26 protein-coding genes are annotated in these 22191 nt (G+C 59.9%); 7 read left to right on the top strand and 19 right to left on the bottom strand.

The window, feature by feature from the left end; translation table 11 throughout:
* Window positions 1–43: 43 nt before the first annotated feature.
* The 19 genes from AC0QTX_RS02845 to flgF all read right to left on the bottom strand — a co-directional run bounded on the left by AC0QTX_RS02845 (window position 44) and on the right by flgF (window position 16691).
* On the bottom strand, window positions 44–1192 hold the full coding sequence (locus AC0QTX_RS02845; RefSeq protein WP_474602309.1) for a flagellin N-terminal helical domain-containing protein: 1149 nt from the start codon (window positions 1190–1192) through the stop codon (window positions 44–46).
* 410 nt (window positions 1193–1602) lie between these two features.
* Window positions 1603–2454 (bottom strand): CheR family methyltransferase, encoded by an 852-nt coding sequence (locus AC0QTX_RS02840; RefSeq protein WP_474602308.1) that lies wholly within the window; start codon window positions 2452–2454, stop codon window positions 1603–1605.
* Window positions 2451–3566 carry a protein-glutamate methylesterase/protein-glutamine glutaminase gene (locus AC0QTX_RS02835; RefSeq protein ID WP_474602307.1) on the bottom strand — a complete coding sequence of 372 codons (1116 nt, stop codon included), beginning with the start codon at window positions 3564–3566 and terminating at the stop codon, window positions 2451–2453. Before AC0QTX_RS02835 ends, AC0QTX_RS02840 begins: the two co-directional genes overlap by 4 nt.
* Window positions 3567–3570: 4 nt before the next feature.
* Entirely contained in the window at window positions 3571–3954 is a 384-nt protein-coding gene (locus AC0QTX_RS02830) for a response regulator (protein WP_474602306.1), read from the bottom strand.
* A 53-nt stretch (window positions 3955–4007) separates the two neighbouring features.
* The gene (locus AC0QTX_RS02825; RefSeq protein WP_474602305.1) at window positions 4008–4457 is read right to left on the bottom strand and encodes a hypothetical protein; all 450 of its coding nucleotides are present in this window, start codon (window positions 4455–4457) and stop codon (window positions 4008–4010) included.
* Window positions 4454–4798, bottom strand: coding sequence for a flagellar protein FlgN (locus AC0QTX_RS02820; protein WP_474602304.1), 345 nt, complete (start codon window positions 4796–4798; stop codon window positions 4454–4456). The genes AC0QTX_RS02825 and AC0QTX_RS02820 overlap by 4 nt, the downstream gene beginning before the upstream one ends.
* Window positions 4799–4838: 40 nt before the next feature.
* Complete coding sequence (locus tag AC0QTX_RS02815; RefSeq protein ID WP_474602303.1) at window positions 4839–5342, bottom strand: rod-binding protein; 504 nt, start codon at window positions 5340–5342, stop codon at window positions 4839–4841.
* Window positions 5343–5389: 47 nt separating this feature from the next.
* Complete coding sequence (locus AC0QTX_RS02810) at window positions 5390–5788, bottom strand: hypothetical protein (RefSeq protein ID WP_474602302.1); 399 nt, start codon at window positions 5786–5788, stop codon at window positions 5390–5392.
* A 5-nt stretch (window positions 5789–5793) separates the two neighbouring features.
* Window positions 5794–6549, bottom strand: a complete 756-nt coding sequence (gene fliR / locus AC0QTX_RS02805; protein WP_474602301.1) for a flagellar biosynthesis protein FliR — start codon at window positions 6547–6549, stop codon at window positions 5794–5796.
* Window positions 6546–8621 (bottom strand): flagellar biosynthesis protein FlhA, encoded by a 2076-nt coding sequence (flhA, locus tag AC0QTX_RS02800; RefSeq protein WP_474602300.1) that lies wholly within the window; start codon window positions 8619–8621, stop codon window positions 6546–6548. The genes fliR and flhA overlap by 4 nt, the downstream gene beginning before the upstream one ends.
* A 123-nt stretch (window positions 8622–8744) precedes the next feature.
* Complete coding sequence (locus AC0QTX_RS02795) at window positions 8745–9011, bottom strand: flagellar biosynthetic protein FliQ (RefSeq protein WP_204238942.1); 267 nt, start codon at window positions 9009–9011, stop codon at window positions 8745–8747.
* Window position 9012: 1 nt separating this feature from the next.
* Entirely contained in the window at window positions 9013–9408 is a 396-nt protein-coding gene (gene flgD / locus AC0QTX_RS02790) for a flagellar hook assembly protein FlgD (RefSeq protein ID WP_474602299.1), read from the bottom strand.
* 14 nt (window positions 9409–9422) lie between these two features.
* Window positions 9423–9839 (bottom strand): flagellar biosynthesis repressor FlbT, encoded by a 417-nt coding sequence (flbT, locus tag AC0QTX_RS02785; protein ID WP_474602298.1) that lies wholly within the window; start codon window positions 9837–9839, stop codon window positions 9423–9425.
* Window positions 9836–10183, bottom strand: coding sequence for a flagellar biosynthesis regulator FlaF (flaF, locus tag AC0QTX_RS02780; RefSeq protein ID WP_474602297.1), 348 nt, complete (start codon window positions 10181–10183; stop codon window positions 9836–9838). The genes flbT and flaF overlap by 4 nt, the downstream gene beginning before the upstream one ends.
* Window positions 10184–10198: 15 nt before the next feature.
* Window positions 10199–11548 carry a flagellin gene (locus tag AC0QTX_RS02775; RefSeq protein ID WP_474602296.1) on the bottom strand — a complete coding sequence of 450 codons (1350 nt, stop codon included), beginning with the start codon at window positions 11546–11548 and terminating at the stop codon, window positions 10199–10201.
* Between the two features lie 3 nt (window positions 11549–11551).
* Window positions 11552–13015, bottom strand: coding sequence for a flagellar hook-associated protein FlgK (gene flgK, locus AC0QTX_RS02770; RefSeq protein WP_474602295.1), 1464 nt, complete (start codon window positions 13013–13015; stop codon window positions 11552–11554).
* Window positions 13016–13047: 32 nt separating this feature from the next.
* Window positions 13048–14538 carry a flagellar hook protein FlgE gene (locus tag AC0QTX_RS02765; RefSeq protein ID WP_474602294.1) on the bottom strand — a complete coding sequence of 497 codons (1491 nt, stop codon included), beginning with the start codon at window positions 14536–14538 and terminating at the stop codon, window positions 13048–13050.
* A 93-nt stretch (window positions 14539–14631) separates the two neighbouring features.
* Window positions 14632–15957, bottom strand: a complete 1326-nt coding sequence (gene fliI, locus AC0QTX_RS02760) for a flagellar protein export ATPase FliI (RefSeq protein WP_474602293.1) — start codon at window positions 15955–15957, stop codon at window positions 14632–14634.
* A gap of 8 nt (window positions 15958–15965) precedes the next feature.
* Window positions 15966–16691 carry a flagellar basal-body rod protein FlgF gene (flgF, locus tag AC0QTX_RS02755; RefSeq protein WP_474602292.1) on the bottom strand — a complete coding sequence of 242 codons (726 nt, stop codon included), beginning with the start codon at window positions 16689–16691 and terminating at the stop codon, window positions 15966–15968.
* A 212-nt stretch (window positions 16692–16903) separates the two neighbouring features.
* Here flgF and motA point away from each other — a divergent pair, with 212 nt between their 5' ends.
* From motA to AC0QTX_RS02720, 7 genes are read left to right on the top strand one after another with little or no spacing between them, the layout of a single operon-like run.
* Window positions 16904–17785, top strand: a complete 882-nt coding sequence (gene motA, locus AC0QTX_RS02750; RefSeq protein ID WP_474602291.1) for a flagellar motor stator protein MotA — start codon at window positions 16904–16906, stop codon at window positions 17783–17785.
* 3 nt (window positions 17786–17788) lie between these two features.
* Window positions 17789–18718 carry a flagellar motor switch protein FliM gene (locus tag AC0QTX_RS02745; RefSeq protein ID WP_474602290.1) on the top strand — a complete coding sequence of 310 codons (930 nt, stop codon included), beginning with the start codon at window positions 17789–17791 and terminating at the stop codon, window positions 18716–18718.
* On the top strand, window positions 18702–19013 hold the full coding sequence (locus AC0QTX_RS02740; protein WP_474602289.1) for a hypothetical protein: 312 nt from the start codon (window positions 18702–18704) through the stop codon (window positions 19011–19013). The genes AC0QTX_RS02745 and AC0QTX_RS02740 overlap by 17 nt, the downstream gene beginning before the upstream one ends.
* Before the next feature lie 11 nt (window positions 19014–19024).
* Window positions 19025–19378: a flagellar motor switch protein FliN gene (fliN, locus tag AC0QTX_RS02735; protein WP_474602288.1), complete on the top strand. Its 354-nt coding sequence runs from the start codon at window positions 19025–19027 to the stop codon at window positions 19376–19378.
* A 14-nt stretch (window positions 19379–19392) separates the two neighbouring features.
* Window positions 19393–20421 (top strand): flagellar motor switch protein FliG, encoded by a 1029-nt coding sequence (locus AC0QTX_RS02730; RefSeq protein ID WP_474602287.1) that lies wholly within the window; start codon window positions 19393–19395, stop codon window positions 20419–20421.
* Between the two features lie 17 nt (window positions 20422–20438).
* Window positions 20439–21503 carry a flagellar biosynthesis protein FlhB gene (gene flhB / locus AC0QTX_RS02725; protein WP_474602286.1) on the top strand — a complete coding sequence of 355 codons (1065 nt, stop codon included), beginning with the start codon at window positions 20439–20441 and terminating at the stop codon, window positions 21501–21503.
* A 14-nt stretch (window positions 21504–21517) separates the two neighbouring features.
* A complete protein-coding gene (locus tag AC0QTX_RS02720) occupies window positions 21518–22003 on the top strand; it encodes a hypothetical protein (protein ID WP_474602285.1) in 486 nt (161 codons plus the stop codon).
* Window positions 22004–22191: the final 188 nt, after the last annotated feature.

The following is a 22191-nucleotide window of genomic DNA, read 5'->3' as shown; positions in this document are numbered from 1 at the left end:
CCTTTCACAAGGCGAGGCTCCCTTCAGGTCGATACTAAAACTCTTACTGGAAGAGCTTCAGGATCATCTGGCTGTTCTGGTTAGCCATCGAGAGAGCCTGCACGCCGAGCTGCTGCTGGGTTTGCAGAGCCTGGTTGCGGGTCGAAGCCTCGTTCATGTCGGCGTCGATGAAGGCGCTGACGCCAGCGGTGAGCGAGTCGGAGAGGGTGCTGATGAACTCTTCCTGGGTTTCCAGGAGTGCCTTGTTGGCACCGAGGATCGCTGAGCCCTTCGTGACGCTTGCAATGGCCGTATCGATGTTCTTCAGAGCCTGCGCAATCTCACCAGATTGGAACGTGCCGCTCATGACGACGTTATTTGCTGCCGAGGTGATAGTTAGCCCAGTGGTGGCATTCCACGCAGCAGCCTCATCGGTAGAAAGACTATCGATCGCTGCTGTGAGAGTCGCGGTCGTCTCGCCAGCCACCATCGTGTAGGACTTCTCAACTCCACCAACGCTGAAAGTGATCTTGTTTCCTTCAGCAATTTCCAGTTTGTCAGGCGTCCAGGCCAGCGTCGTGGGAGCAGCTGTCGCCGGAGTAGAGGCTACACCTGCTCTGGTCGGGGCGATCGTCGCAATGCTGGTTGCGACATTATCCAAAAGACCGGTCTTGGTTCCGGTCGCCCGGCTGTCGAACAGGATGGTGTCGGCGGTATTGATGCCGAGAGTGCCGACGGAGTTGTCCGTTCCGTTGTAAGACACCACAAGATTGGTCGTCAGGACGGCAGCCGGAGCGCTCTTATCGCCCTTGAGCCAGTTCTGGCCGTTGAACTGAGCCGACTCGGCGGTGCTCTTCATACCGGCGATGTGAGCATCGAACTCCGTCTGGATCTTAGCCAGATCCGCGCCAGGCTGAGTTGCGGCAACGAGGCCTTCCTTCATCTTGTTGAGATAGGTCAGCGACTTGTCGAGCGCCGACGTGAAGGTGTTGATCATCGCCTTCGACTGCTTGATGGAGTCCTTCACAGCGCCGAGAGCGCCGTTGTCCGACTTCATTTGCGTCGAGATCGACCAGTAGGAAGCGTTGTGGGAGGCCTCTCCGACGCGCAGACCCGTGGAGATCTGGTTCTGGTTCTTGTTCATGGCATTCTGCGTGCTCTTGAGAGCCTGCAGGGCAGTCATGGCGGAAAGGTTTGTGTTGATCGAAGACATGTGCTTCTTCCTTGAATGATGTGATTTTCAGGGAATGTCGGGATCTAACCGACCCAGCGGAATGGCTTCATGCCTCGAGAGAATCTCGATCCGCTGCTCACATGACATCCGGGCTTTTACCGGCAAAATGGAATGGCATCATGCCTGGCCTTCCTGCGAAGGCGTACCATAGTGCTTTCTCTGCACCTGGAGATCTTTTAAGTTCTCCGTCTGCGGTGCTTGCAGCTCTTGTCTACCAACCTCACCTTCCAGCGTCAAGCATCGAAAACGAAGTTGGAACACAATTTTTGCTGTTAATCTTCCATTAACTATAAAAGGCAGAGCCATTTACTTGCCCAGCACGCCATTCAAACCTCAAACAACGCCATCGACGAAGGCAGAGCTAAGATGAATGTGTGTTCTCATCCGGGTTATCGCCCACCGACGGCGAACATCTTCGGCGCAGCGCTTGAAACGTTCTTGGAATACAGTCCCCGATGAGCCGGATCGAGCGTCAGAGCGTCGGTCACGCCGAGCACCGTCTCCGAGGCACCGAGCAGCAGGGAGCCGTCGGGCGTCATGACGTTGGCGATCCGGCGCAGCACATCGGCCTTCAGGTTGGCGTCGAAGTAGATCAGCACGTTGCGGCAATAGACGATATCGAACTGGCCCAGGCGATTGAAATCCTCGATCAGGTTCAGGTACCGGAAATCCACCATGCTGCGGATCTCAGGCGCAATCTGCCACTGGTCGCCCACCTGGGTGAAGTATTTGACCAGGAAGCGGATCGGCAGGCCGCGCTGCACCTCGAACTGGTTGTAGAAGCCCGCCTTCGCCCTCTCCAGAACCTCGTTGGAGATGTCGGACGCCACGATGTCGATGTGCCAGCCCGGCATGCGAGGCGCGGCCTCCTTGAGCAGCATGGCGAGCGAATACGGCTCCTGGCCGGTGGAAGCCGCCGCACACCAGATCCGGAGCCTTCGGGTCGATGCCCGCTCCTTCAGGTATTTCGGCAGCAGGACCTCCTGGAACAGATCGAATGGCGACTTGTCTCGGAAGAAGAAGGTTTCGTTCGTGGTCATCGCGTCGACGGTGGCCTTCTCCAGCGCGATCGACCGCCCTGCCCTGATCTCGCGCACCAGATGCGACAGGCTGTCGATCTTGAAGCGCGTGCAGACGGACGAGAGACGGCTCTCCACGAGATACCGTTTGTCCGCAGACAGCGCCAGGCCCGAACGGGCTTTGAGAAAGGCGCGCAGGGCGTCGAGTTCGGCCTCGGTCATTTCGAAGATCCGGTGATATGGCCCTTCAGAGAGCGGCCGATGGATTCCAAGGGAAGAACCTCGTGGGCCAGACCGGCCTTCACGACGCTTCCCGGCATTCCCCAAACGATGCTCGTGGCTTCGTCCTGGGCGATGATCGTGGCGCCTGCCTTCGCGAGAAGGCGTGCTCCGTGCGTTCCGTCGGATCCCATGCCGGTGAGCACGGCCGCAATGACCGAGGCGCCGAACACGCCTGCCGCTTCTCGGAAGAGCACGTCAACGGCGGGTCGGCAGAAGTTCTCGGGCGGTCCATCGTTCAGCCGGATGACGGCCCTGCCGCTCGACGAGACCACACCCATGTGCCGCCCGCCTGGAGCGACAAGGATCGTTCCAGGAGTGACAACGTCTCCGTCCTTTGCCTCACGGGCCGGAACGGAGAGGAACGATTGCAGGTGCTCGGCAAAGACGGCCGTGAACATGGCAGGCATGTGCTGCACGATCAGCACCGGGATGCTGGAGAGGGCGGGCTTGAGATCGAGCAGAACCCGTTCGACCGCACGCGGACCGCCGGTGGAGGATCCGATCAGCAGGCATTGCGGCCTCACCGCGCCGGGCTTCGCAGCAGGCGGAGTAAATGGCTTCGACGGAACCGGCAAAACGGGTGCCGGCGCTCTCGCCTGGCGTCCCTTCGCCTCGCCAAGAGCGCGAAGCTTCGCGATAAGGTCGCGCTGGAAGTCGGCCGCCGCACCTGCCGCGCGGGCGCTTTCCGGCTTTGCCAAATAATCGACCGCCCCCAGGGAAAGGCAATTCAGGGAGATTTCCGCATTTCTCAGCGTCAAGGTCGAGATGACGATGACCTTGCTCGCCGGATGCACCTTGAGGATCATCGGAAGAGCCGCGAGGCCGTCGACTTCCGGCATTTCGATGTCGAGGAGGATGATCTCGGGCTTGGAGCGCTCGGCGGCATCGACCGCCATGCGCCCGTTGGATGCCGTGGCGACGATCTCGAAGCCTCCAGCCTCGGTGAGCCAGCGCGCGATCATCCCGCGGATAACGGCACTGTCGTCGACGATCATGACGCGGGTCGGCCGGCTCTGAGCAGGACCAGGCTGAATGACAGGAGCAAGCGACATGAAATCACGCTGAATGGGAGGCGGGAAGGACGCCGAGTTCCTGGAACTTGGCTGCGAGGATATCCCTGTCGAACGGCTTCATGATGTACTCGTTCGCTCCTGCGTCCAAAGCTCGCGTGATATGATCGATATCGTTCTCCGTCGTGCAGAACACGACCTTGGGAGCCTGCCCCTCCGGCGTTGCACGCAGATGCTTGAGGAAGCTGTACCCGTCCATGACGGGCATGTTCCAGTCCAGGAGGATCACGTCCGGCATCTCTGCCTGGCACGCCTGGAGCCCCACCTCCCCGTTCTCCGCCTCGGAAACGCGGAAGGCCAACCCTTCGGCGATTTCGCGGGAGACCTTCCGGATGACGCGCGAGTCATCAATGATTAGACAATAACTCATTTGAAAAGCTTCCTGTCCCCGAGCAGTTCGGCTCCCGGCGGAGCGCAGATTGGCTAGGAGCGAATGGCGGACTTGTCGACGAAGTTGAAATTTTCGACCAGGATTTCCTTGACGATCTCGGCACCCAGACGCTTGTTGATTTTGTCTCGAACGTTACTGATCATCCCGTTGACGTTGTAGCGGGACAGTTTCTTGAAATCGAGGGTCTCGTCGGCATAGACATACCGGAATACCTCGTCCTGAATGAAGGCTTCGGGTGGAATCGAGATCTCCCGCAACGTCTTGGCATCGGCCGTGAAGACGAGATTGGCGATCACGTACCCCTGGACGGCTCCCTCGGCAATGACCGGAATGTTCATTGCCGGCAGCTTCTTGTACTGCAGGCCTTCATAGCTTCCCTTGTCCTCGACGGGTGCCTTCCCGACGGTCCATGTCACCGCCGCATAGCACGAGGCCAGCGTGACGGCGCAAACCCAGAAACCCGCCATCACGTTCTTGATCATGCGCCGTGACCTGTCCTGGCCACATGAGCCGAATAGGTGCTGTCGGATTCAGCTTTCTGGATCGCATTCGAGATGATGCTGGCGACCTCCTGCACGGCATGCATGTGGCGCCGGAGAATGTCCTGGTTCTGCTCGATCTTGCCCTGCAGGTTCTGAAGACGCTTGGTCGCCTTGGGATCGAGGGCGCTGATTTCGGCCGTCCGGACGATACGGCTGATCTCGAGGAGGCACTGGCTCTTGCGGCGGTTGAACTCGTCCAGGTTGGAGAGATCCCGCGCCATGAGCGCCGATGTTTCCATGTCGAGCGTCTCTTCAAGGCGGTCCAGCGATTTCATCAACATGGGCATATTCCTCTGTTCGTATGGTCTTTCACGGCTGGCGTCACACCTTGCCGAGCAGGGTGTTCATCGATTGGCTCGGCACCTGCGGCCCGGCAGCGGACGGACCGTGCTTGCGGGCATCGAGAAGCCTCTCGGCGATCCCGATACCGCCGGCCTTCGACAGCTGCCCACCGATCTGCTCGGCCAGCATGGATTTCCAGATCGAGCCCGCATTGCCCTTGCCGTAGGTATTCTCGGCATCCTTCGGCAACATCGACTCGACGAAGGTTTGCAGGATGTAGGCCTCGAAATCCTGATGAGCCTTGCGCACTTTATCGGCGTTCGCGGTCTCAGCATCGTTGCGCAACGAGTTGCGCAGGGAATAAATGTCGGCCCCGGGCATCATGAGCGGCCTGTCCGCGGCTGCCTTCACGGCGTCGTCGAAGCTTGCGCCTTCCGCCGGTGAGGCTCCCTCCGTGAGCTTGCGCGAAGCGGCCTGAAGGCGTGCCGGATCGGCTGCTCTTGCAACGTCGCTGATAATATCTGAGGGCGGGCTGATCGCCATCGCGTGACTCTCGGTTCTTGCGTTCGGCTCTTTTTACATCGGCTAGCTTACGGGAAGCTTGCGCTGCTGCCCTTTGCAAGCGTTTCGAGAATCGCAGCGAGATCCTTCTTCTCCATCTCACGCCGATCCTGGCCTTTGAGGTTCGTCAGCATCTTCTCCGTCCGCTTCGCCTGCATGGCCTTATCCAGAGCAACGGCTTTCTGGGCCGCCTTTGCCTTTTCTACCTGGCCTTCCCGCATGGACAGAGCCTGCAAGCGCTTGGCGGCCACATCCACGAACAGGCCGTGGAGCGTATCGTGATCGTTCATCGAGTGAATAATGGCTTCCTGCGCCGTTCTCAGTTCTGCAGCTTCTCTTTCGAGAAGCGAGACCTTCAGCTCGGCTTCCTGCTTGAGACGTTCCTGCACCTTCAGGATGCGGTTTATCTTTCGGATGCGCTGCTTCATGTCACCTATCCGTTTCGAAGCCAGACGGAGAAGGCGTCGATGAAGAGAAGAACGTAATCGTGGGCGGCGAAGTACATGATGAACAGGCCACCGAGCATGATGAAGGGTGTCGCCAAAAAGTAGACCGGGATCTGCGGCGTCAGCTTGTTGGTGAGCCCCACGGCCAAGTTGACGATGACGGAATAGACGATAAACGGGCTGCTGATCCTGAGTGCCAGCACGAAGGCCGCGGCGATCTGGTCCACCAGTTGGTTCAGAGACAAGCGGTTTCCGAATCCCACTCCCATCGGCAGTCGCGTATAGGACTCCACGATGCCGCGGTAGAGCTCCCAATGCAGGTCGGAGAAGAACAGGATCGCCGTAGCCGCCATCATTATGAAGGAGCTGATCGGCGGAAGCGGCTCAGCCTCATCGATCGGAGTTCCGGGCATGCCGCCGAGGCTCAAGGCCATGGCGACGGCGCTCAGCATGGTCTGCAGAGCCAGAAAGTAGACCCGCCCCAACAGCCCGATAAGGAGGCCTGTCAGCAACTCGGACCCAATCGAGACGAACATCGCGGCGGGCGCAAGACCGGCGGCGCCACCGCTGAATTTCGTCAGCAGGACGGGCGCCAGGGCGAGACTGGTTGTCAGGGCGATGAACAGGCGCACCTGCATCGAAATGCGGAAGCTTGAGAAGCCGGGGGCGATGAGCAGGCAGCCGCCAACCCGGCAGAAGATCAGGAAGATGCCGAGCAGGATCTCGGAAGAGGCTTCAGTCACGAAATCGTCCCGAGCGCGTTGACCTCCACACCGCGCGCGATTTCCAGGTGGGACAGCACGGGCAGCGAAGAGAACATGCGCTCGATGATCATCCGCACATAGGGGCGCGCGTCCGGCGCCGTGACGATGGCGAAGGTCTGAACCTGCCCCATCCGGGCCTTGATCGCATCGGAGGCTTCGGTGCCGAACTGCTCTACAAGGCGTGGGTCGATATCGAACTCGACCACGTCGCCCTTTGCGTCCCGCTTCAGGCTCTGATGGAAGGCGATGTCCCACTTGTTGCCCAGGCGCAGCACGTTGAGGGCGCCGCCTTCCGCCAGATCGCCGCAGATCTGCTGCGCAATGCGCACCCGAACATGCTCAACCAGCTGCTCGGCACGCCGCGCATGCGGGGCAATCTCCGCGATCGCTTCAAGAATGAGGCTCAAGTTTCGGATCGAGACCCGCTCGGCCAGCAGGAGCTTCAGCACGGCCTGGAGCCCCGAATAGGAGATCTGCGAAGGGCAGATATCATCCAGCAGCCTCTTGTACTCCGTGTCGAGGCCATCCAGGAGATTGCGAACGTCTTTGTAGGAGAGAAGCTGCGGCAGGTTGTTGCGGATCACCTCGCTCAGATGCGTGAGCAGAACCGAGCCGCCATCGACGGCCGTGAAACCCTGCCGCTTGATCTCGCCCACATAGACGTCGGAGATCCACAGAGCCTTCATTCCGAAAGCAGGCTCGCGGACCTCGTCACCCGGAACGTCCGGCATCGGGCCGTCACCGAGCACGACGAGAAGATCGCCCGGCCGGATTTCCTGCGTCGCCACCACGGTTCCGTGGATCTTGATCTGATAGCTCTTCGGCGGGATCATCAGGCTGTCGGAGAGCTTCACATCCGGAAGGACGAAGCCGTAATCCTGCGCGAACTTCTTGCGCATCTTGCCGACGCGGTGCGCCAGGTCCCCATGTGAGCTTGCGAGATAGGACGCGAGATGCTTGCCGAGGCATACCTCGATTTCGGCCAGCTTCAGGGACTCCTTCACCGAATCCCGCGACTCCAGCAAGTTCTTCTGCTGCTCCTCGGCGACCTTGACCTTAGCCTTCGCTTCCAGGTCGGCTCTCTGCCTCGGGATCGAATAGGCGATGAAGCCCATGCAGCCGCCCAGCGCTAGGAAGGGGATCATGGGAAGGCCAGGCATGATGGCGAACACGAACATCAGGGCAGCAGACACCATCAGGGCCCGCGGATAGGCTCCCAGCTGATCGAGAACCGCCTCCTGCGCCTGCCCGCGCGTTCCGCCCTTCGAGACGAGAAGGCCGGCTGCGAGGGAGACCACCAGTGCCGGGATCTGGCTGACGAGGCCGTCACCCACGGAGAGCTGCGTGAACACGTCGGCGGCCTTGGACAGCTCCATGCCGTGCCGGGTCACACCGATGATGATCCCGCCGAAGATGTTGACCGCGATCGTGATCAGGCTCGCGATGGCCTCACCGCGGACGAACTTGGAGGCGCCGTCCATTGAACCGAAGAAGGCACTCTCCTCCTCGAGCTCACGCCGCCGCTTCTGAGCTTCCTTCTCATCGATCAGGCCCGCAGACAAATCCGCGTCAATGGCCATCTGCTTGCCGGGGATGGCATCGAGGGTGAAGCGAGCACCGACCTCCGCGATTCGGGTCGCGCCCTTGGTAATGACCAGGAAGTTGACGGTGATGAGAATGATGAAGACGACGATACCGATAACGAAGTCGCCGCTCATCACGAACTGGGAGAAGCCGCTGATCACGTGTCCGGCCGCATCGATGCCCTTGTGACCTTCGGAGAGGATCAGGCGGGTCGATGCGATGCTCAGAGCGAGACGCAACAGGGTCACGATGAGAAGGACCGTCGGAAAAGCCGAAAATTCAAGCGGCTTGTGAATCCAGAGAGCCACCATCAGGATCAGGACGGACATGGCGACCGAGAGGGCAAGGCCCATATCGATCAGTAGGGGAGGAATCGGAAGGAAGAGAATGGCCAGAATAGCCACCACGCCGCCGGCGAAGGCCACATCCCTGCCGCGGCTCAGCGCTGTAGTTTGAACTGCTTCCATGTGCCTGTCAGCTCACCGATTGAACGTTGAGCCTGACAGATGCACCATGAAGCTTGCGCGGAGGTCGCAAGCCGTTGGGGAGCGGGAGAATATCGCGCCCCGTTCGGCAAAGAACTTAGGCTTTTAAAACCCTGTTACAATCCGGCCGTAGACAAGTTCAGTGAACGCGAAGATCTGGGAGCCGACGAAGGAACCCGTCACCAGCGTGACGACCAGGATCGCGATGATCTTCGGAATGAACGTGAGGGTGACCTCCTGGATCTGAGTCAGTGCCTGAATCAAGGCGATGACGATGCCGATCACCATGGCGGCGGCCACGGCGGGGCCGGCTCCGATGATGACGGTCCAGATTGCGGCGCGGACCAGTTCCAAGGCGTCGACCTCGTTCATGTCAGCTCACCACGATGCCCGGGCCGAGCAGAACGTTGGCGCCACCCGTCAGCTTGGCGACGGCGCCTTCGTTGGTGATGATCACCGAGTCCACCTTGCCCGAGATCTTGCCGTCTGCCGTCGTCACGGTCCGGCCGATCACGCTGTCGGCCTGGGCGAGAGCCGACGACGCGAGCAGCGCATCGAGCTTGGCGTTGCTCTGCACCGTCTGCTCGACCTGGGAGAAGGTCGCGAGCTGAGCCATGTATTCAGTCGACTTCATGGGCTCCGTCGGGTCCTGATTTTTCATCTGGGCCATCAGGAGCTTCAGGAAGTTGTCGTAGGTCGCCGTAGCGGTCGACTGGCCGGTCGCACCCGACCGGCTTGCGACAGGCGATGATACGGAGGTCACATTCATCGTAAGACTCCCGGTTAGGCGGCCTGGACGGCTGCAGGGACTGGAGTGACTGAGAGCTCCTCCGGCTCGAACAGGGTCCTGATGAGCTTGAGAGCCTCGAAGATCCGATCCGCCTCGACCAGATCGCCTGCCCTGCGAAGGGCCTCCTTCGTGGGCTCGTCCGCTGCGACCAAGAGGATCGAGTCGTAAAGCTTGCGGAAGGCGCCCATCACCTTGTCGGCTTCCTGGGGGTTGATCAGGATGGACTGCGCGACGAAATAGAGCTGGCGCATCGGCGTGGTTGCTTCCGCAACCTGAAGCACATGGCTCTCCAGGAGGAAGCGCGCTTCGTTCAGAAGGCTCAAGGTGACCTTCTGGCTCACCGTCAGCACCGCGCCATTGATGAAAATCCGCTCGCCCGCCTTGAGGGAAAACCGCATCTTCGCTTTCATTTCAGGCCTTCCTGGATCATGGCATTGATATCGATCAGAGCTTCAAGATTGTTGTGTTCACCTCTGACCACGCGATCGGACTCACGCATGATCCAGAGGCCGATGGAAATGAGTTGTCCCTTCAGTTTATCCGGGAGCCCATTATCAGGATGGCCGATATCCTTGATCAGATAGGTCCAGAGACGCTGAACGAAGACGATGGCCTCAAGCATTTCCTGGGACTGTGACGGCTTGCCTTTAGCCGCCTTCAGCATGGTGATGGCCCGATCGAAAAGCTGGTATTCGCGGTCGCGGCAATCTCTGGAGGAGTCCTCAATGACTTCGGCGTAGGAGAAACGGTACATACTTCACTCCACCCATTACAAATAGTTGATCAGGCTCATGGTCCTGAGTTGTGCCGTCAGGGAGTAGGACGTCTGGATTTGCGTCATCAGCCGGTCGACCCTGATCTTCGCCTCGGCCGGATCGACCGCCTCCAGATGGATGATCTTCGCGTCGAAAATATCCTTCTGCAGGCTCATCCGCTCGTCAGCCTCCTCAACCTTCTCCTGAACGGCTCCAAGCTTCGATTGCATGATGGTCACGCCCGTAGTGGCCTCGGAGAAGGTCGCAATCGCTTTGTTGACGAGAGTTTCCCGGGTACTCTCACCCAGACGATCGAGGCCGAGTTCGGAGATCATCGTATAGGCCATCGCCATTTTCTGGATCCCCTGACCATTGGCGTTGGTGGATGCCTCCACCTTTTCCGTTGCGGAGATCTTGCTTTGAATGTTCTGGCTCGATGCGTTCGACCAGTCCTGCCAGTTGGTCCCTTCGAAAAGCGCCGCGAAAGAACCTTCCAGGAAGGCTCTCATATCGCCGGGCGTAATCGTCGATACGGCAGCGTCATCCAACCCGAACCCGAAGGTCGACCTGAAGGCCGAGGCGACAGCGGCTTGAGGGCTTCGCGTGACGGCTCCCGCGACCGGGACTCCGGTTCCGTCCACATTCGTGAAGGAGCCCGTCACATCGATCTTGCCCGTCGGATCGGTCGATTTCAGCACGAGATTGCCGGTCACCGGATCGCGGGATGCCTCTACGCCGCTGAGGGTGTTCGCCGTGACCGCTGCGTTAATGGACGCGACAAGATCGTCGACGGTGGTCTCTCCGATGACAGTGAAGACCTGGTCTGGAGCGCCGCCCACACTAAAGCTGATGACATCGTTGGCTGACAAGCCCGACACGGGAATGCTGACACTCGCGCGCAGAGGAGGCGTTCCGCCCGAGTAGTCGTTGAGTGGTTTTTCCTGCGAGTTGATGCCGCCGAAGATGTACTGACCGCCCACGTTGCTGTTCATCGACGACGTCATGCTTTGGAGATTGGCTTTCGCCTGATACATGATTGTCGAAAGGCTCGACGAACTCAGCGGCGTCGCAATGAGCGCATCCATGAACTTGTCGCCGTTGGTCCGCACCTGATCGAGGGCTGTCGTGCTCGAATTCATCCGAAGCAGGATCGAGGCATTGCTGTCGATCAGGGCGTCGATCTCAGCTCGATCCTGGCGCAAGGAGAGAGTCTGGCCGGTCTTGTAGCCGAGCTTCAAGCCCACATCGGACTCGCGGCCGGTGACAAGCTCCTTGTTTGCCTTCACAAGGCCTGTCTGCAGCTTGTCGAGCGACGTTTTGGATGAATTCCAGAGCGCCAGAGTCGAGACAAAAGTCGTTCTCATGGATTAGCCCACCACGCTGAGGAGTGTCTTGAGCATCTGATCGATGACGGAGAGCAGCTTGGCCGAAGCGGAATAGGATTTCTCCAGCTGCAGCATGAGTGCAGTCTCGTCATCCATGTTCACGTCCGTCGCATTGGACAGCGCCTCGGATGCATGGCCGAGAAGGGTCGTCTGATACTCCACCCGCTGATGCGCACTCTGACGCGTCGCCTCAAGCCAGCTGCCCGACGATGAGGTAAGGCTGAGAAGCGATGCCTGTGGGCCGAATCCCAGGCCGGTGTTGATCGGACGCTTCACCGACATGGCATCCACAAGCCCGGAGAGGCGCTCGGAGAATGCAGCATTCGGGCTGGTGGCCCGGTTGTAGGCGTAGTCATCTCCGTTGATGCCGCCATCGCGGATCAGCTCGAACTTTCCGCCCTCAGCCGGATTGACCGCAGCGTTCACCCGCAGCACCCCGGCGAGCCCGATCGGAGCCGGCGTTCCAGGCACAGTTTTGCCAGCCGGATAGGTGAAGACACCAGGCTTGTCCACATCTGGCGGCACCGTCTGGTCCTTCTCCGCGAAGGCCTCGACAAGGGTGCGGGCGATTTCGTCGAGCTGTCCCTGGTAGGTTGTGGTGATGTCGTCACGCAGCTGGGTCAGCCCCGCAAGGTTGCCGGAATTCAGCGGCATCGGCGCACCCGGTCCCGTGACGCGGATGCCGTCGATGAACACATCCGCTCCCGTCACCGCAGGTCCGAACACGGTCGTGCGCGCGAACGTCACGGTCCGCGGAGACCGGTCGAAGAGCGGGACACCGCTATCCGTGTAGAGAGCAACATCGTTGCCTGCGCGGGGAGCGACCGTGATGCCGATCTCCTCGGACAGCTGCGCGATGAGGCTGTCACGCTGGTCCATCGCGTCGCTCACATCGGCTCCAAGAGCCGATCCGCTCATCACTTGGTTGTTTGCCTTCTCGTATTTGAGAAGTAGGTCGTTGATGCGCGCAACCGAATCCCCGATCTGGCCGTCGGCTTCCAGGCGGACGGCCTGAACCGTGGATGTGGCATCGTTGAGGCTCGTCGCCATCTCTGTGGCGGCCTTGACGACCGCCTGAGCGAGATCAGGATTGTCCGGTGCATTCGCGTATTGTTGGAGCGCGCTGTTCAGAGCTCCCATGCGAGCCGCCGGCGATTGATCGAGCTCCGTATCGCCAATGGTCGCGCTGAGCTTTTGCAGCCCTTCGAGCAGCGCCTTCTGGGTTGCGGCACTGGAGGTGGTCTCCAGCATCTTCGACAAAAGGGCGCTGTCGCTCGCCCGAAGCACCGTGATCCGGGCGAATCCACCCGTCGTCGTTAGCGCCCCGATCTTGCGTGAGTAGTTCGGGTCCGAAGCACCGACCGTATTGCGCGACACAACCGCCATCTGCGATTGCGACGCCTGGAGCGATGAACGTGCCGTGTTGTAGGCAACAGACAAAGACATAGATCAATGGCCTTGGGGCAAGAGAGTGCAGGTTACCGCTTCAGGTTCATCAGAACGTCGAGCAGTTCCGACCCGGTCTGGAAGACCTTCGAGTTGGCCGTGTAGCTGGTCTGAGCTTCGATCATCGCCGTGAGCTCGGTGCCGATATCGACGTTCGACCCTTCCAGGGCTCCCGAAGCGATCGAGCCGAAGCCGGACATTTCCGGGAAGCCGACCTGATAGCCGCCGGAAGCCGCCGTCGTCTCATAGACGTTGCCGGCTCGCGGGCTGAGGTTGTCGGGACTCGGAACGGTCGCGAGCGGAATCCGATAGGCGCCAACACGGGTACCGTCCTCATAGACCGCGTAGACTGTGCCATCGGCAGCGAATTCGACGTCCTTGACGGCCGAAGGCGCATTGCCGTTTGAGCTGCCGGTGACGTTGTACTCGCCGGCGAGCTGCGTCATGCCCGTCATGTCGAGGTTGAAGGCCTCGCCGCCAGGGATGTTGAAGCCCAGCACGCCCGATCCGGTCAGCTTGCCGTCCGCATCGAAGTTCAGCTCCATCGCTGTCGTTCCCGTGAGCGGTGCGGCGGGATCGCTGCCGTTGAAGACGCTGATGGTCCAGGTATCGGCGTCGATCTTCGAGAGCGAGATGTCGACTTTAATCGGATTTCCGACCTTGTCGTAAACCTGAAGCGAAGATGCCTTGCTCACCGATGTAAAGGATCCCGTCACACTGGTCGTCGTGGGTGAGACGGTTGACGTCAGAATCAGATCGCCGGCGGCATTCGTCGTGGCGTTCACTCCGGAGAGCGTACCGGCCGTGACGGCAGCATTGATGGCTGTAGCGACTTCGGCAGGTGTCTTTTGCGTCGTAACTGTAAAGAACTGATCCGCGCCGCCACCGACGCTGAATGCGATCTGTGCGCCGCGACTCACGGCAGGAGCCTCGAAACGAGTGCTGCCGGCCACGGGCGGCGCAGCAGTCGGAGGCGTTGGTACGCCGGTGGCGACTGCGACGGGCTGGCCGAAGGGAAGATTGCCCTTGAATGTTCCCGCCGTCGACCCCGTCGCCTGCATGCCGAAGGAAGCCATGTTGACCGGCTCGACGCCATCGAGGCTGTTCAGGGAAGGATCGACCGCCTCCGTTCCAAGCTTGTAGCCCATCAGCGTGAAGCCCGCCGCGTTGATCAGATTGCCGGTCCGCCCGTCTTTGACGAAGTTGCCGGCGCGCGTGAGATAAGGAGAGCCGCTCGGGTCGGTGACCACGAAGAAGCCATTGCCCGAGATCGCCAGATCCGACCCGGATGTCGTGTAGGCGATAGGCCCCTGATCGGCGATGGTATAGCGGACGCGACTCGTGACGGAGCCGGAATTGTAGTTGCCCTCGCTCGAAGGCAGGATCAGCGACGAGAACTCCGTCGAGGCGCGCTTATATCCGGTCGTGCTCGAATTCTGGATGTTTTCGGCGACAGTCCCTAGCTTGTTGGACTGGGCGTTCATGCCAGAGACGCCGCTACGAAGAACGCCATAAAGACTCATGGATAGCTCCTAGATTTCAGCCTGAACTAAACACCACGACGCTTGTGCGAAGCTGTGTTGAGCCATGCTTTGGATGGGGGTGAAAGGTTCATGCTATTGTCTCAGGATCTGAGCCAAATCCATGAAAGCGTCGCGGCTCGCCGGCATCGAGGGATCCTGCCGCAGAGCATCGTAGATTTTTGGGACGAGCACCACGGCCTGATCGAGCTCCTGATCGTTGCCAGGGTGGTAACCACCCATCAGCCGGAGATCGCGCGTATCCTCGAATCGCGCGATGAGGCCGCGCAGGCGACGAACGAGCTCCTTCTGATCGGGCGACCACACGTGATCGGCCAAGCGCGAGATCGAGCCGAGGACATTGATGGCTGGATAGCGCCCCTGATCGGCGATGGCGCGATCAAGAACGATATGCCCGTCGAGCGTTCCGCGGATGTTGTCGGCCACAGGATCGTTGTGATCGTCGCCATCGATAAGCACCGAGAAGATGCCCGTGATCGCTCCTCCCCGGCCCTCTTCTCCCGGCCCGGCACGCTCGAGAAGGCGCGGGAGATCGCTGAACACGCTGGGCGTATATCCGCGCGCGACCGCAGGCTCGCCGGCGGCAAGCGCCACATCGCGGGCCGCATGGGCATAGCGGGTTACGGAATCGACGATGAGCAAAACCGATTCGCCGCAATCGCGGAAGTATTCCGCCAGGGCCACGGCTGTCCTCGGCGCCTGACGGCGCATCATCGGGCTCTCATCCCCGGTCGAGACGACCATGATCGACTTGTGGAGATTAGCCTGGATCGGCCCCTCCAGGAACTCTCTGACCTCACGTCCACGCTCGCCGACCAGGGCAACGACGATGGTGTCGAAGCCGTCGCACTTCGCCAGCATGGTCAGGAGGGTGGACTTGCCGACGCCCGAACCGGCGAAGATCCCGATGCGCTGCCCTTTGCAGATCGGGGTGAACAGGTCGATGGCCTTCACGCCGGTCCTGAGCGGCTCCTTGACCCTAGAGCGCAGCATGGCCGATGGGGGTTCGGCGTCGTTCAGAACCGCTTTGGCGCCCGGAATGAGCGGCCCTAATCCATCCAGCGGCTCTCCGAGGGCGTTGATCACCCTCCCGCGCCAGCTGTGATCGGGGCTCAAGCCGATATCCCCCACGAGGAAGGCCGGCATACCGAGACCGGCCTCAATCCTTCCGTTGAAGGGTTTGACCGTGACGCCGCCGCTGTCGATGCGGACGACTTCCCCGATCTCGGTCTTGTCCTGAGCAGCAAACCCGACCCGATCCCCGAGCTTGACGAACTGGGACAGACCGGCGACGCGGTAGTAGCTCGGCGTGACTTCGTTGATGACGCCGCTGATCCTGACCTTCCGCCGCGCCCCACCTTCGGTGAGAACGAACTCTTCGAGCGATTGCAGCGCGTTCATAGCAGCCATCAGGTGCTAGGACCCAGGGTCTTGATTGCATCCATGAGAGTCGATTCGCTCTCCTGAATCGTCGTCGCCGCGCTCTCGAAGCTTCTCTGAACGGCTATCATCTTGGTCATTTCCAAGACCGGATTGACGTTCGATCCCTCGCTGTAGCCCTGCTGAATACCGTTCGAGTTGAAGTCCTGAACGACGTCACCCGGGACGCTCGAGATCACGCCCGAGTTTCGATAGCGGGTGAGCTTGGCATCAGGGCTCAGGTTGAAGAGACCGATGGCCCCGACCTGGTTGTTGCCCTGGGAGATCGTGCCGTCCCGGCCGATCGTGGGAGTTCCTGCTATCGGGTCAAGGGCAATGGGAGCCCCACCCGCATCGAGCACCTGGAACCCTTCGACGGTCAGCAGGTCGCCATTCTCGTTCATCTTGAACCGGCCATCCCGCGTGTAGACGGCTCCGTTGGGACCGTTGAAAGCGAACCAGGCCTCTCCCTGGATCGCAACATCCAACGGATTGTCCGTCTTCACGATGGGTCCCGTACGTCGGGATACGAAGTTCTGACCGGATGAGGCGAACGACACATTCTCCTTCGCCGCGAGGGACAGGATCTCCTCGAACTTCACCTCGTCCGCGCGAAAGCCGCCCGTGTTGATATTTGCAACGTTATTCGCAATCGTGCTGAGGCGCTTTTCCATGGCCACGTGAGCGGACAGCGACACATAGAGCGAAGATTGCATCTGAACTCCTCCAGCCTGCGTCCCCGTGGGACACCGATGTCACCAGGTGGTGCGCCAGCCTTTCAGATGCGGCAGCTGCAGGCCCGGTGATCTATGCAGGATCCGTAGTCGAGCAGCCTTGCACGAGGCTTGCTCCCGCGTTTCCAGCTTCGCGCAAGCCTCCGTGGTTAGGACATCGTCAACAGGTTGAATTTCGATAGAGGACTACGACATTGGGCGTCTTGATCGGACTGGCAGTTGCCATCGGCTCGCTCGTCAGCGGCTATGTCGCCATGGGCGGGCATTTGGCCGTCATCTGGCAGCCTTGGGAATACGTGATCATCTGCGGCATCGCGATCGGCACCTTCATCATCGCCAATCCCATGCCCCTGGTGAAGGACACCGGGCGCGCCGCCCGTGAGGCAATCTCCGGCACCGTTCCCAAGCGGGAACACTACCTCTCGATCCTCGGCCTCCTCTACGCCCTGATGCGGGAACTGAAGAACAGGCCGCGCAACGAGGTCGAGGGGCACATCGATCAGCCCGAGGAATCGGAGATCTTCAAGTCGTTCCCGAGCGTCCTGAAAGACCGGGACCTGACACTCTTCATCTGCGACTATGCCCGCTTGATCATCATCGGCAATGCCCGTCCCCATGAGATCGAAGCGCTCATGGAGGAGGAGATCGCGACTCTCAAGCGTGATCGTATGAAGCCGTACTATTCCCTCAACACCGTCTCTGAAGCCCTGCCGGCGCTCGGCATCGTGGCTGCCGTGCTCGGGATCGTGAAGGCTCTCGGCGCCATCGACCAATCCCCGGCGATCCTGGGCGGTCTGATTGCCTCGGCCCTAGTGGGAACCTTTGTCGGCATCTTCATCTCCTATGCGTTCCTGTCGCCCCTCGCCAACAAGGTCAAGGCGACGAGGGAAAAGCAGACGCGTGTCTATGTGATCGTGAAGCAGGCGCTCATCGCCTACATGAACGGCGCGCTGCCGCAGATCGCCGTCGAGCATGGCCGTAAGGGCATCTCGGTGGAGTACCGCCCCACCATCGACGAGGTCGAAGCCGCCACGACGACGGGTGGCCGTTCCGAAGAACTGAAAGAGGCGGCCTAAACGATGAGCGGCACACAGAGCGCCAACGACATTCGCGACATGCTGCTGGACTCGGCGGGTCTCTCGCTCGACCGGCTTCCGATGCTCCATGTCATCTTCGACCGCATGACCACGAGCTGCGCCGAGCATCTGCGCCACATGGCGGCCTCGCCCATGTACTACTCGCTCAGCGGCCTCGAGAGCGGGCGAGTCAGCGAAATCCTCGAGATGTACGAGGCCAATGCGGTCGCCGGCATCTTTCATGCCCCAGAGTGGGACAGCCACATCTTGATCGGTTTCGATCGCGACTTCATCTACACGATGGTGGAAGTACTCTTCGGATCCGACGGATCCGAGGCACCCGTCGAGGAGGCCCGCGGCTTCTCCACCATCGAGCTGCGGATGGCGCAGACGCTGTTCGAGCAGGTTGCCAAGGCCCTGCAAGCATCCTTCGCGCTGGTCGCCGACACCAAGTTCAAGCTCGAGCGCATCGAAACCCGCATGGACTTTGCGGTCATCGGACGCCGGAACAATCAGGCCGTGGCCGCGAAGTTCCTGCTTCAGGCGCTCAACCGCGGCGGCGAGATGTTCGTCGTCATTCCGCAATCGGTTCTGAACCCGATGCGCAAGGTGCTCTCCCGCGTCGTATCAAGCGAGTCTTCCGGCCGGGATCCGCGCTGGATGAAGCAGATCGCAACCGAGGTGAAGAAGACGGAAGTGACGCTCAAGGCGGTGCTCGAGGAGCGCTTCCTATCCCTGGGCGAGATCGCCGATCTGAAGGTGGGTGACGTCATCGAACTGCAGGCGACACCCCGCAGCCGGGTCAAGCTCGAAGGCAACAATCAAGGCTTGTTCTGGTGCAATATCGGCCAGTCTGAAGGCACCTACGTTCTTAAGGTCGACGAGCACATCGACCAAGAAAAGGAATTCCTCGACGATGTCCTCCCTCGCTAACATCATCCTCTTCCTGGCTCTTGTCACGACCAGCATCATGGTTGCGGTCATGTACGTGAAGCTCAAGAAGCTCGATCGGTACCATGCCGAGTATCAGCAGATCTTCGACAGAACGGGAGACGCCCTTAAGGGCGCTCAAACGGCAGTCATGAGCTTCGGGGCTGAAGGCAAGGAGACGCTCGCCCTGCTCGGCTCGCGTATCGAAGAGGCCAAAGCGGTCGCAGCGCAACTGGAAACCCTCACACGAGAGGCCAGCCGGCAAGCTCAGCCACGCCCCAATTCCCTTAATTCGTAAGGTTCGTTCCCATGACAAATCCCTTCGATCCTAAGTCTCACGACAAGGCCATCTGGCAGCAGGAGAGTGCCATCTCCTCGCAGGACGACAAGCTTGGAGGCAGAAACCTCGACTCCATCTTGCGAATCCCGGTCACGATCCAGGTGGTTCTCGGATCCGCCACCATGCCCGTCGCCAACCTGATGAAGCTCGGCAGAGGAGCCATCGTTCCGCTCGATCACCGCGTAGGCGAACCTGTCGATGTCGTGGTCAATGGCCGAATTATTGCCCGTGGCGAAGTGGTGGTTGTCGAGGACGACAATTCCCGCTTCGGGATCTCGCTGACCGAGATCGTCGGGCCTCCGAGCAACGATCTTAACGGCTGAAGTGGCTTATCCGCATGGTCGCACCAGTTCCCATGAAGGCGAATGGCTCCAAGGTCCTGAAGGGCCCCGAGCGTGTCGCAACACTGCTTTTTGCGATGGGGAAGCCTGCTGCTAGTAGGGTCCTAAAGCATTTCAGCGAGGATGAGATCCGCCTCGTCACCAAGTCGGCCGCGCATCTGGGCCCCGTCTCGCCCACGCAGATCGAACAACTGGTGGAGGAATTCGCATCCAACTTCACGGATGGAGCGGACCTCATCGGAGGCGCTGCCCACATCGAGAAGCTGCTGACCGGAATCTTAAGCCCGGAGCAGATCGCCAGCATCATGAGCGAGGTGGTCGGCAATGCCAACAGGAGCATCTGGGAGCGGATCTCGACGGTGTCTGAAAGCGCCATCGCTTCCTACCTGATGAAGGAGCACCCTCAGACGGCAGCCTTGATCCTCTCCAAGGTCAAGCCCTCCTGCGCAGCGAAAGTTATGGTTCAGCTTCCTCAGCCGCTTCGGAACAACCTCATGCGCCGTATGCTCAGCATGAAGCCGATCGTGGATGAGACCATGAAGAATATCGAGAAAACGCTCCATGAGGACTTCATGGCAAACTTCTCGAAGAACGCTGGCGCGGACACCCACGCCAAGATCGCCGACATCATCAACAAGATGGAACGCGATCACATGGAAGACGTCCTGACCAATCTCTCGACCGTCCGTCCGAAATCGGCGGAAATTCTCAGAGGGCTGCTCTTCACATTCGACGATATCGTCAAGCTCACTCCCAAGGATCGTACGACGCTGTTCGATCAGGTGCCGCCGGATCGTGTGGTCCTCGCCCTTAAGGGAACGAACGACGAGTTCCGTAAAGTCGTCCTGTCGGCTCTCTCATCGCGTGTTCGCCGCATGATCGAGCACGAGTTGAACAGCAAGGAGCCTTCGGCGCATCGCGACATCGCGGAAGCTCGCCGGACAATCACGGACTTGGCACTCGAGATGGCCGGTCGCGGAGAGATCGTCATCAACTCAGAGACAGAGGATGAAGCCTACTTCTAGGCGGCAGGTTTCAGCTTATGTCTGATACGGATGACAAGGACAGCAAGACAGAAGCGCCTTCCGATAAGAAGGTGCGCGATGCCCTGGAGAAGGGGAACATTCCTTTCTCCAGGGAGGCGCCTCTGTTCGCCTCGGTCCTAGGCATCCTCATCGGCCTGACCTTTGCGGTTCGCAACAACACCAAGACGCTGACGGAAAAACTGTCGCTTTTCATCAACCGTCCGCAGGATTTCCGCCTGGAGACGGGCGCCGATGCGGCGAACCTGATGCAGGCTGTTGCCATGGAGGTGGGACAATGCCTGCTGCCCGTCATCGTCATCTTGGCCGCCTGCAGCCTTTCGGCCTCAATCCTTCAGAATGTTCCGTCCGTGGTGTCTGAACGGATCAGGCCCCAATGGAACAGGGTCTCACCCGCCGGTGGCTTGAAGCGCATCTTCGGCAAGCAGGGCCTCGTCGAATTCTTGAAGTCGTTGTTCAAGTTCGGAACAATGACACTGGTCAGCATCCTGCTCCTGAGATCGGAGCAACATAAGGTCTTGAATGCCATGTTCAGTGATCCGTCCCTTCTTCCGGAGCTGATGTTGACCATGGCGATGCGTCTCGTCTCCGCCATCGCGATTGCCACGATTGTCCTCGTCGCCGCTGACCTCCTCTGGGCTCGGTTCAAGTGGCGCAGCGACCTGAAGATGACCAAGCAGGAGGTGAAGGAGGAGTACAAGCAGATGGAAGGCGATCCCATGGTCAAGGCACGTATGCGCTCCCTGGCTCAGGATCGAAGCCGCAAACGGATGCTGGCCGCCGTACCGAAAGCTACCTTCGTCATCGCAAACCCGACTCACTACGCGATTGCTCTGCGCTACGAGCGCAGCGAGGCAAACGCGCCGATCGTTGTCGCCAAGGGGCAGGACCTCATCGCGCTCAAGATCCGCGAGATTGCCGAGAAGAGTGGCGTTCCCGTCATCGAAGACAAGCCTCTGGCAAGATCCATGTACAATCATGTTGAGGTGGATCGCATGATTCCTCCTGACTTCTACAAAGCTGTCGCACAGATCCTGTTCTACATTCTCACGAGGTCGAAATGAGAAGCATTCGCGCCGTGGACATGGTGGCCTCGTCAATCGAGCATCTGGATATCCGGGCGTTCGAGGAGGTCCTCGCTTGCAATATTAAGGATGTCATTGCGGATTTTTGCCTCGCGGATGCCGATATCATCAGGTACTATGCTGACAACCAGCTGCACGGAAACATGGATGAGATGCTGACCTCGTCCGCCGAACTGTTCTTCAAGGACGAGACCCTGTCATATGGCCATGTCGCCCATGTCAGAACGGTCCGGGGCGACCAGTCCTGCGTCATCCTCGATATGGAATTCGTGCACGATTCCGTGACCGTTTTTTTCCAGCTTATCTTCGGCGACTACTACATTGGTGTGAAGATCAGCAGGGTTCTGCTCGATCCAGCCTTCAAGCGATCCGACTTCAATCTATCCTCCTTCGCGCGCATCGTTTCCTCCGCGCGCCTCCGGCCCCTTCCTCCGCGTTTCCAGTCTTCCTACTGCCTTACTGAAGCTGTTCGGCATTGATGACTGAGCGCCCGCGGCTTAAACTCATGAATCGCAAAGCAGCTTCCAAGGTTGCCGTGTTCATGGTTGCAGGCACGGTCTCAGCGTGCAACTCGACGGACGGTCCTTATCGCCAAGGCCCATGGGGGCACACTTCCACACTAAGGAGCTACCCAGCCTATTCCGCTCCTTGGGGGAAACCGCAGGTT

The organism is Microvirga sp. jy35, from assembly GCF_056148915.1.
This window is presented reverse-complemented; position numbering and strand designations above follow the sequence as displayed.

Excerpts from the sequence above, each read along its gene's own strand:
- AC0QTX_RS02845 (WP_474602309.1), bottom strand. The coding sequence starts at position 1,192 with ATGTCTTCGATCAACACAAACCTTTCCGCCATGACTGCCCTGCAGGCT.
- AC0QTX_RS02840 (WP_474602308.1), bottom strand. The coding sequence starts at position 2,454 with ATGACCGAGGCCGAACTCGACGCCCTGCGCGCCTTTCTCAAAGCCCGT.
- AC0QTX_RS02835 (WP_474602307.1), bottom strand. The coding sequence starts at position 3,566 with ATGTCGCTTGCTCCTGTCATTCAGCCTGGTCCTGCTCAGAGCCGGCCG.
- AC0QTX_RS02830 (WP_474602306.1), bottom strand. The coding sequence starts at position 3,954 with ATGAGTTATTGTCTAATCATTGATGACTCGCGCGTCATCCGGAAGGTC.
- AC0QTX_RS02825 (WP_474602305.1), bottom strand. The coding sequence starts at position 4,457 with ATGATCAAGAACGTGATGGCGGGTTTCTGGGTTTGCGCCGTCACGCTG.
- AC0QTX_RS02820 (WP_474602304.1), bottom strand. The coding sequence starts at position 4,798 with ATGTTGATGAAATCGCTGGACCGCCTTGAAGAGACGCTCGACATGGAA.
- AC0QTX_RS02815 (WP_474602303.1), bottom strand. The coding sequence starts at position 5,342 with ATGGCGATCAGCCCGCCCTCAGATATTATCAGCGACGTTGCAAGAGCA.
- AC0QTX_RS02810 (WP_474602302.1), bottom strand. The coding sequence starts at position 5,788 with ATGAAGCAGCGCATCCGAAAGATAAACCGCATCCTGAAGGTGCAGGAA.
- flhA (WP_474602300.1), bottom strand. The coding sequence starts at position 8,621 with ATGGAAGCAGTTCAAACTACAGCGCTGAGCCGCGGCAGGGATGTGGCC.
- AC0QTX_RS02795 (WP_204238942.1), bottom strand. The coding sequence starts at position 9,011 with ATGAACGAGGTCGACGCCTTGGAACTGGTCCGCGCCGCAATCTGGACC.
- flgD (WP_474602299.1), bottom strand. The coding sequence starts at position 9,408 with ATGAATGTGACCTCCGTATCATCGCCTGTCGCAAGCCGGTCGGGTGCG.
- flbT (WP_474602298.1), bottom strand. The coding sequence starts at position 9,839 with ATGAAAGCGAAGATGCGGTTTTCCCTCAAGGCGGGCGAGCGGATTTTC.
- flaF (WP_474602297.1), bottom strand. The coding sequence starts at position 10,183 with ATGTACCGTTTCTCCTACGCCGAAGTCATTGAGGACTCCTCCAGAGAT.
- AC0QTX_RS02775 (WP_474602296.1), bottom strand. The coding sequence starts at position 11,548 with ATGAGAACGACTTTTGTCTCGACTCTGGCGCTCTGGAATTCATCCAAA.
- flgK (WP_474602295.1), bottom strand. The coding sequence starts at position 13,015 with ATGTCTTTGTCTGTTGCCTACAACACGGCACGTTCATCGCTCCAGGCG.
- AC0QTX_RS02765 (WP_474602294.1), bottom strand. The coding sequence starts at position 14,538 with ATGAGTCTTTATGGCGTTCTTCGTAGCGGCGTCTCTGGCATGAACGCC.
- fliI (WP_474602293.1), bottom strand. The coding sequence starts at position 15,957 with ATGAACGCGCTGCAATCGCTCGAAGAGTTCGTTCTCACCGAAGGTGGG.
- flgF (WP_474602292.1), bottom strand. The coding sequence starts at position 16,691 with ATGCAATCTTCGCTCTATGTGTCGCTGTCCGCTCACGTGGCCATGGAA.
- AC0QTX_RS02745 (WP_474602290.1), top strand. The coding sequence starts at position 17,789 with ATGAGCGGCACACAGAGCGCCAACGACATTCGCGACATGCTGCTGGAC.
- AC0QTX_RS02740 (WP_474602289.1), top strand. The coding sequence starts at position 18,702 with ATGTCCTCCCTCGCTAACATCATCCTCTTCCTGGCTCTTGTCACGACC.
- fliN (WP_474602288.1), top strand. The coding sequence starts at position 19,025 with ATGACAAATCCCTTCGATCCTAAGTCTCACGACAAGGCCATCTGGCAG.
- AC0QTX_RS02730 (WP_474602287.1), top strand. The coding sequence starts at position 19,393 with ATGGTCGCACCAGTTCCCATGAAGGCGAATGGCTCCAAGGTCCTGAAG.
- flhB (WP_474602286.1), top strand. The coding sequence starts at position 20,439 with ATGTCTGATACGGATGACAAGGACAGCAAGACAGAAGCGCCTTCCGAT.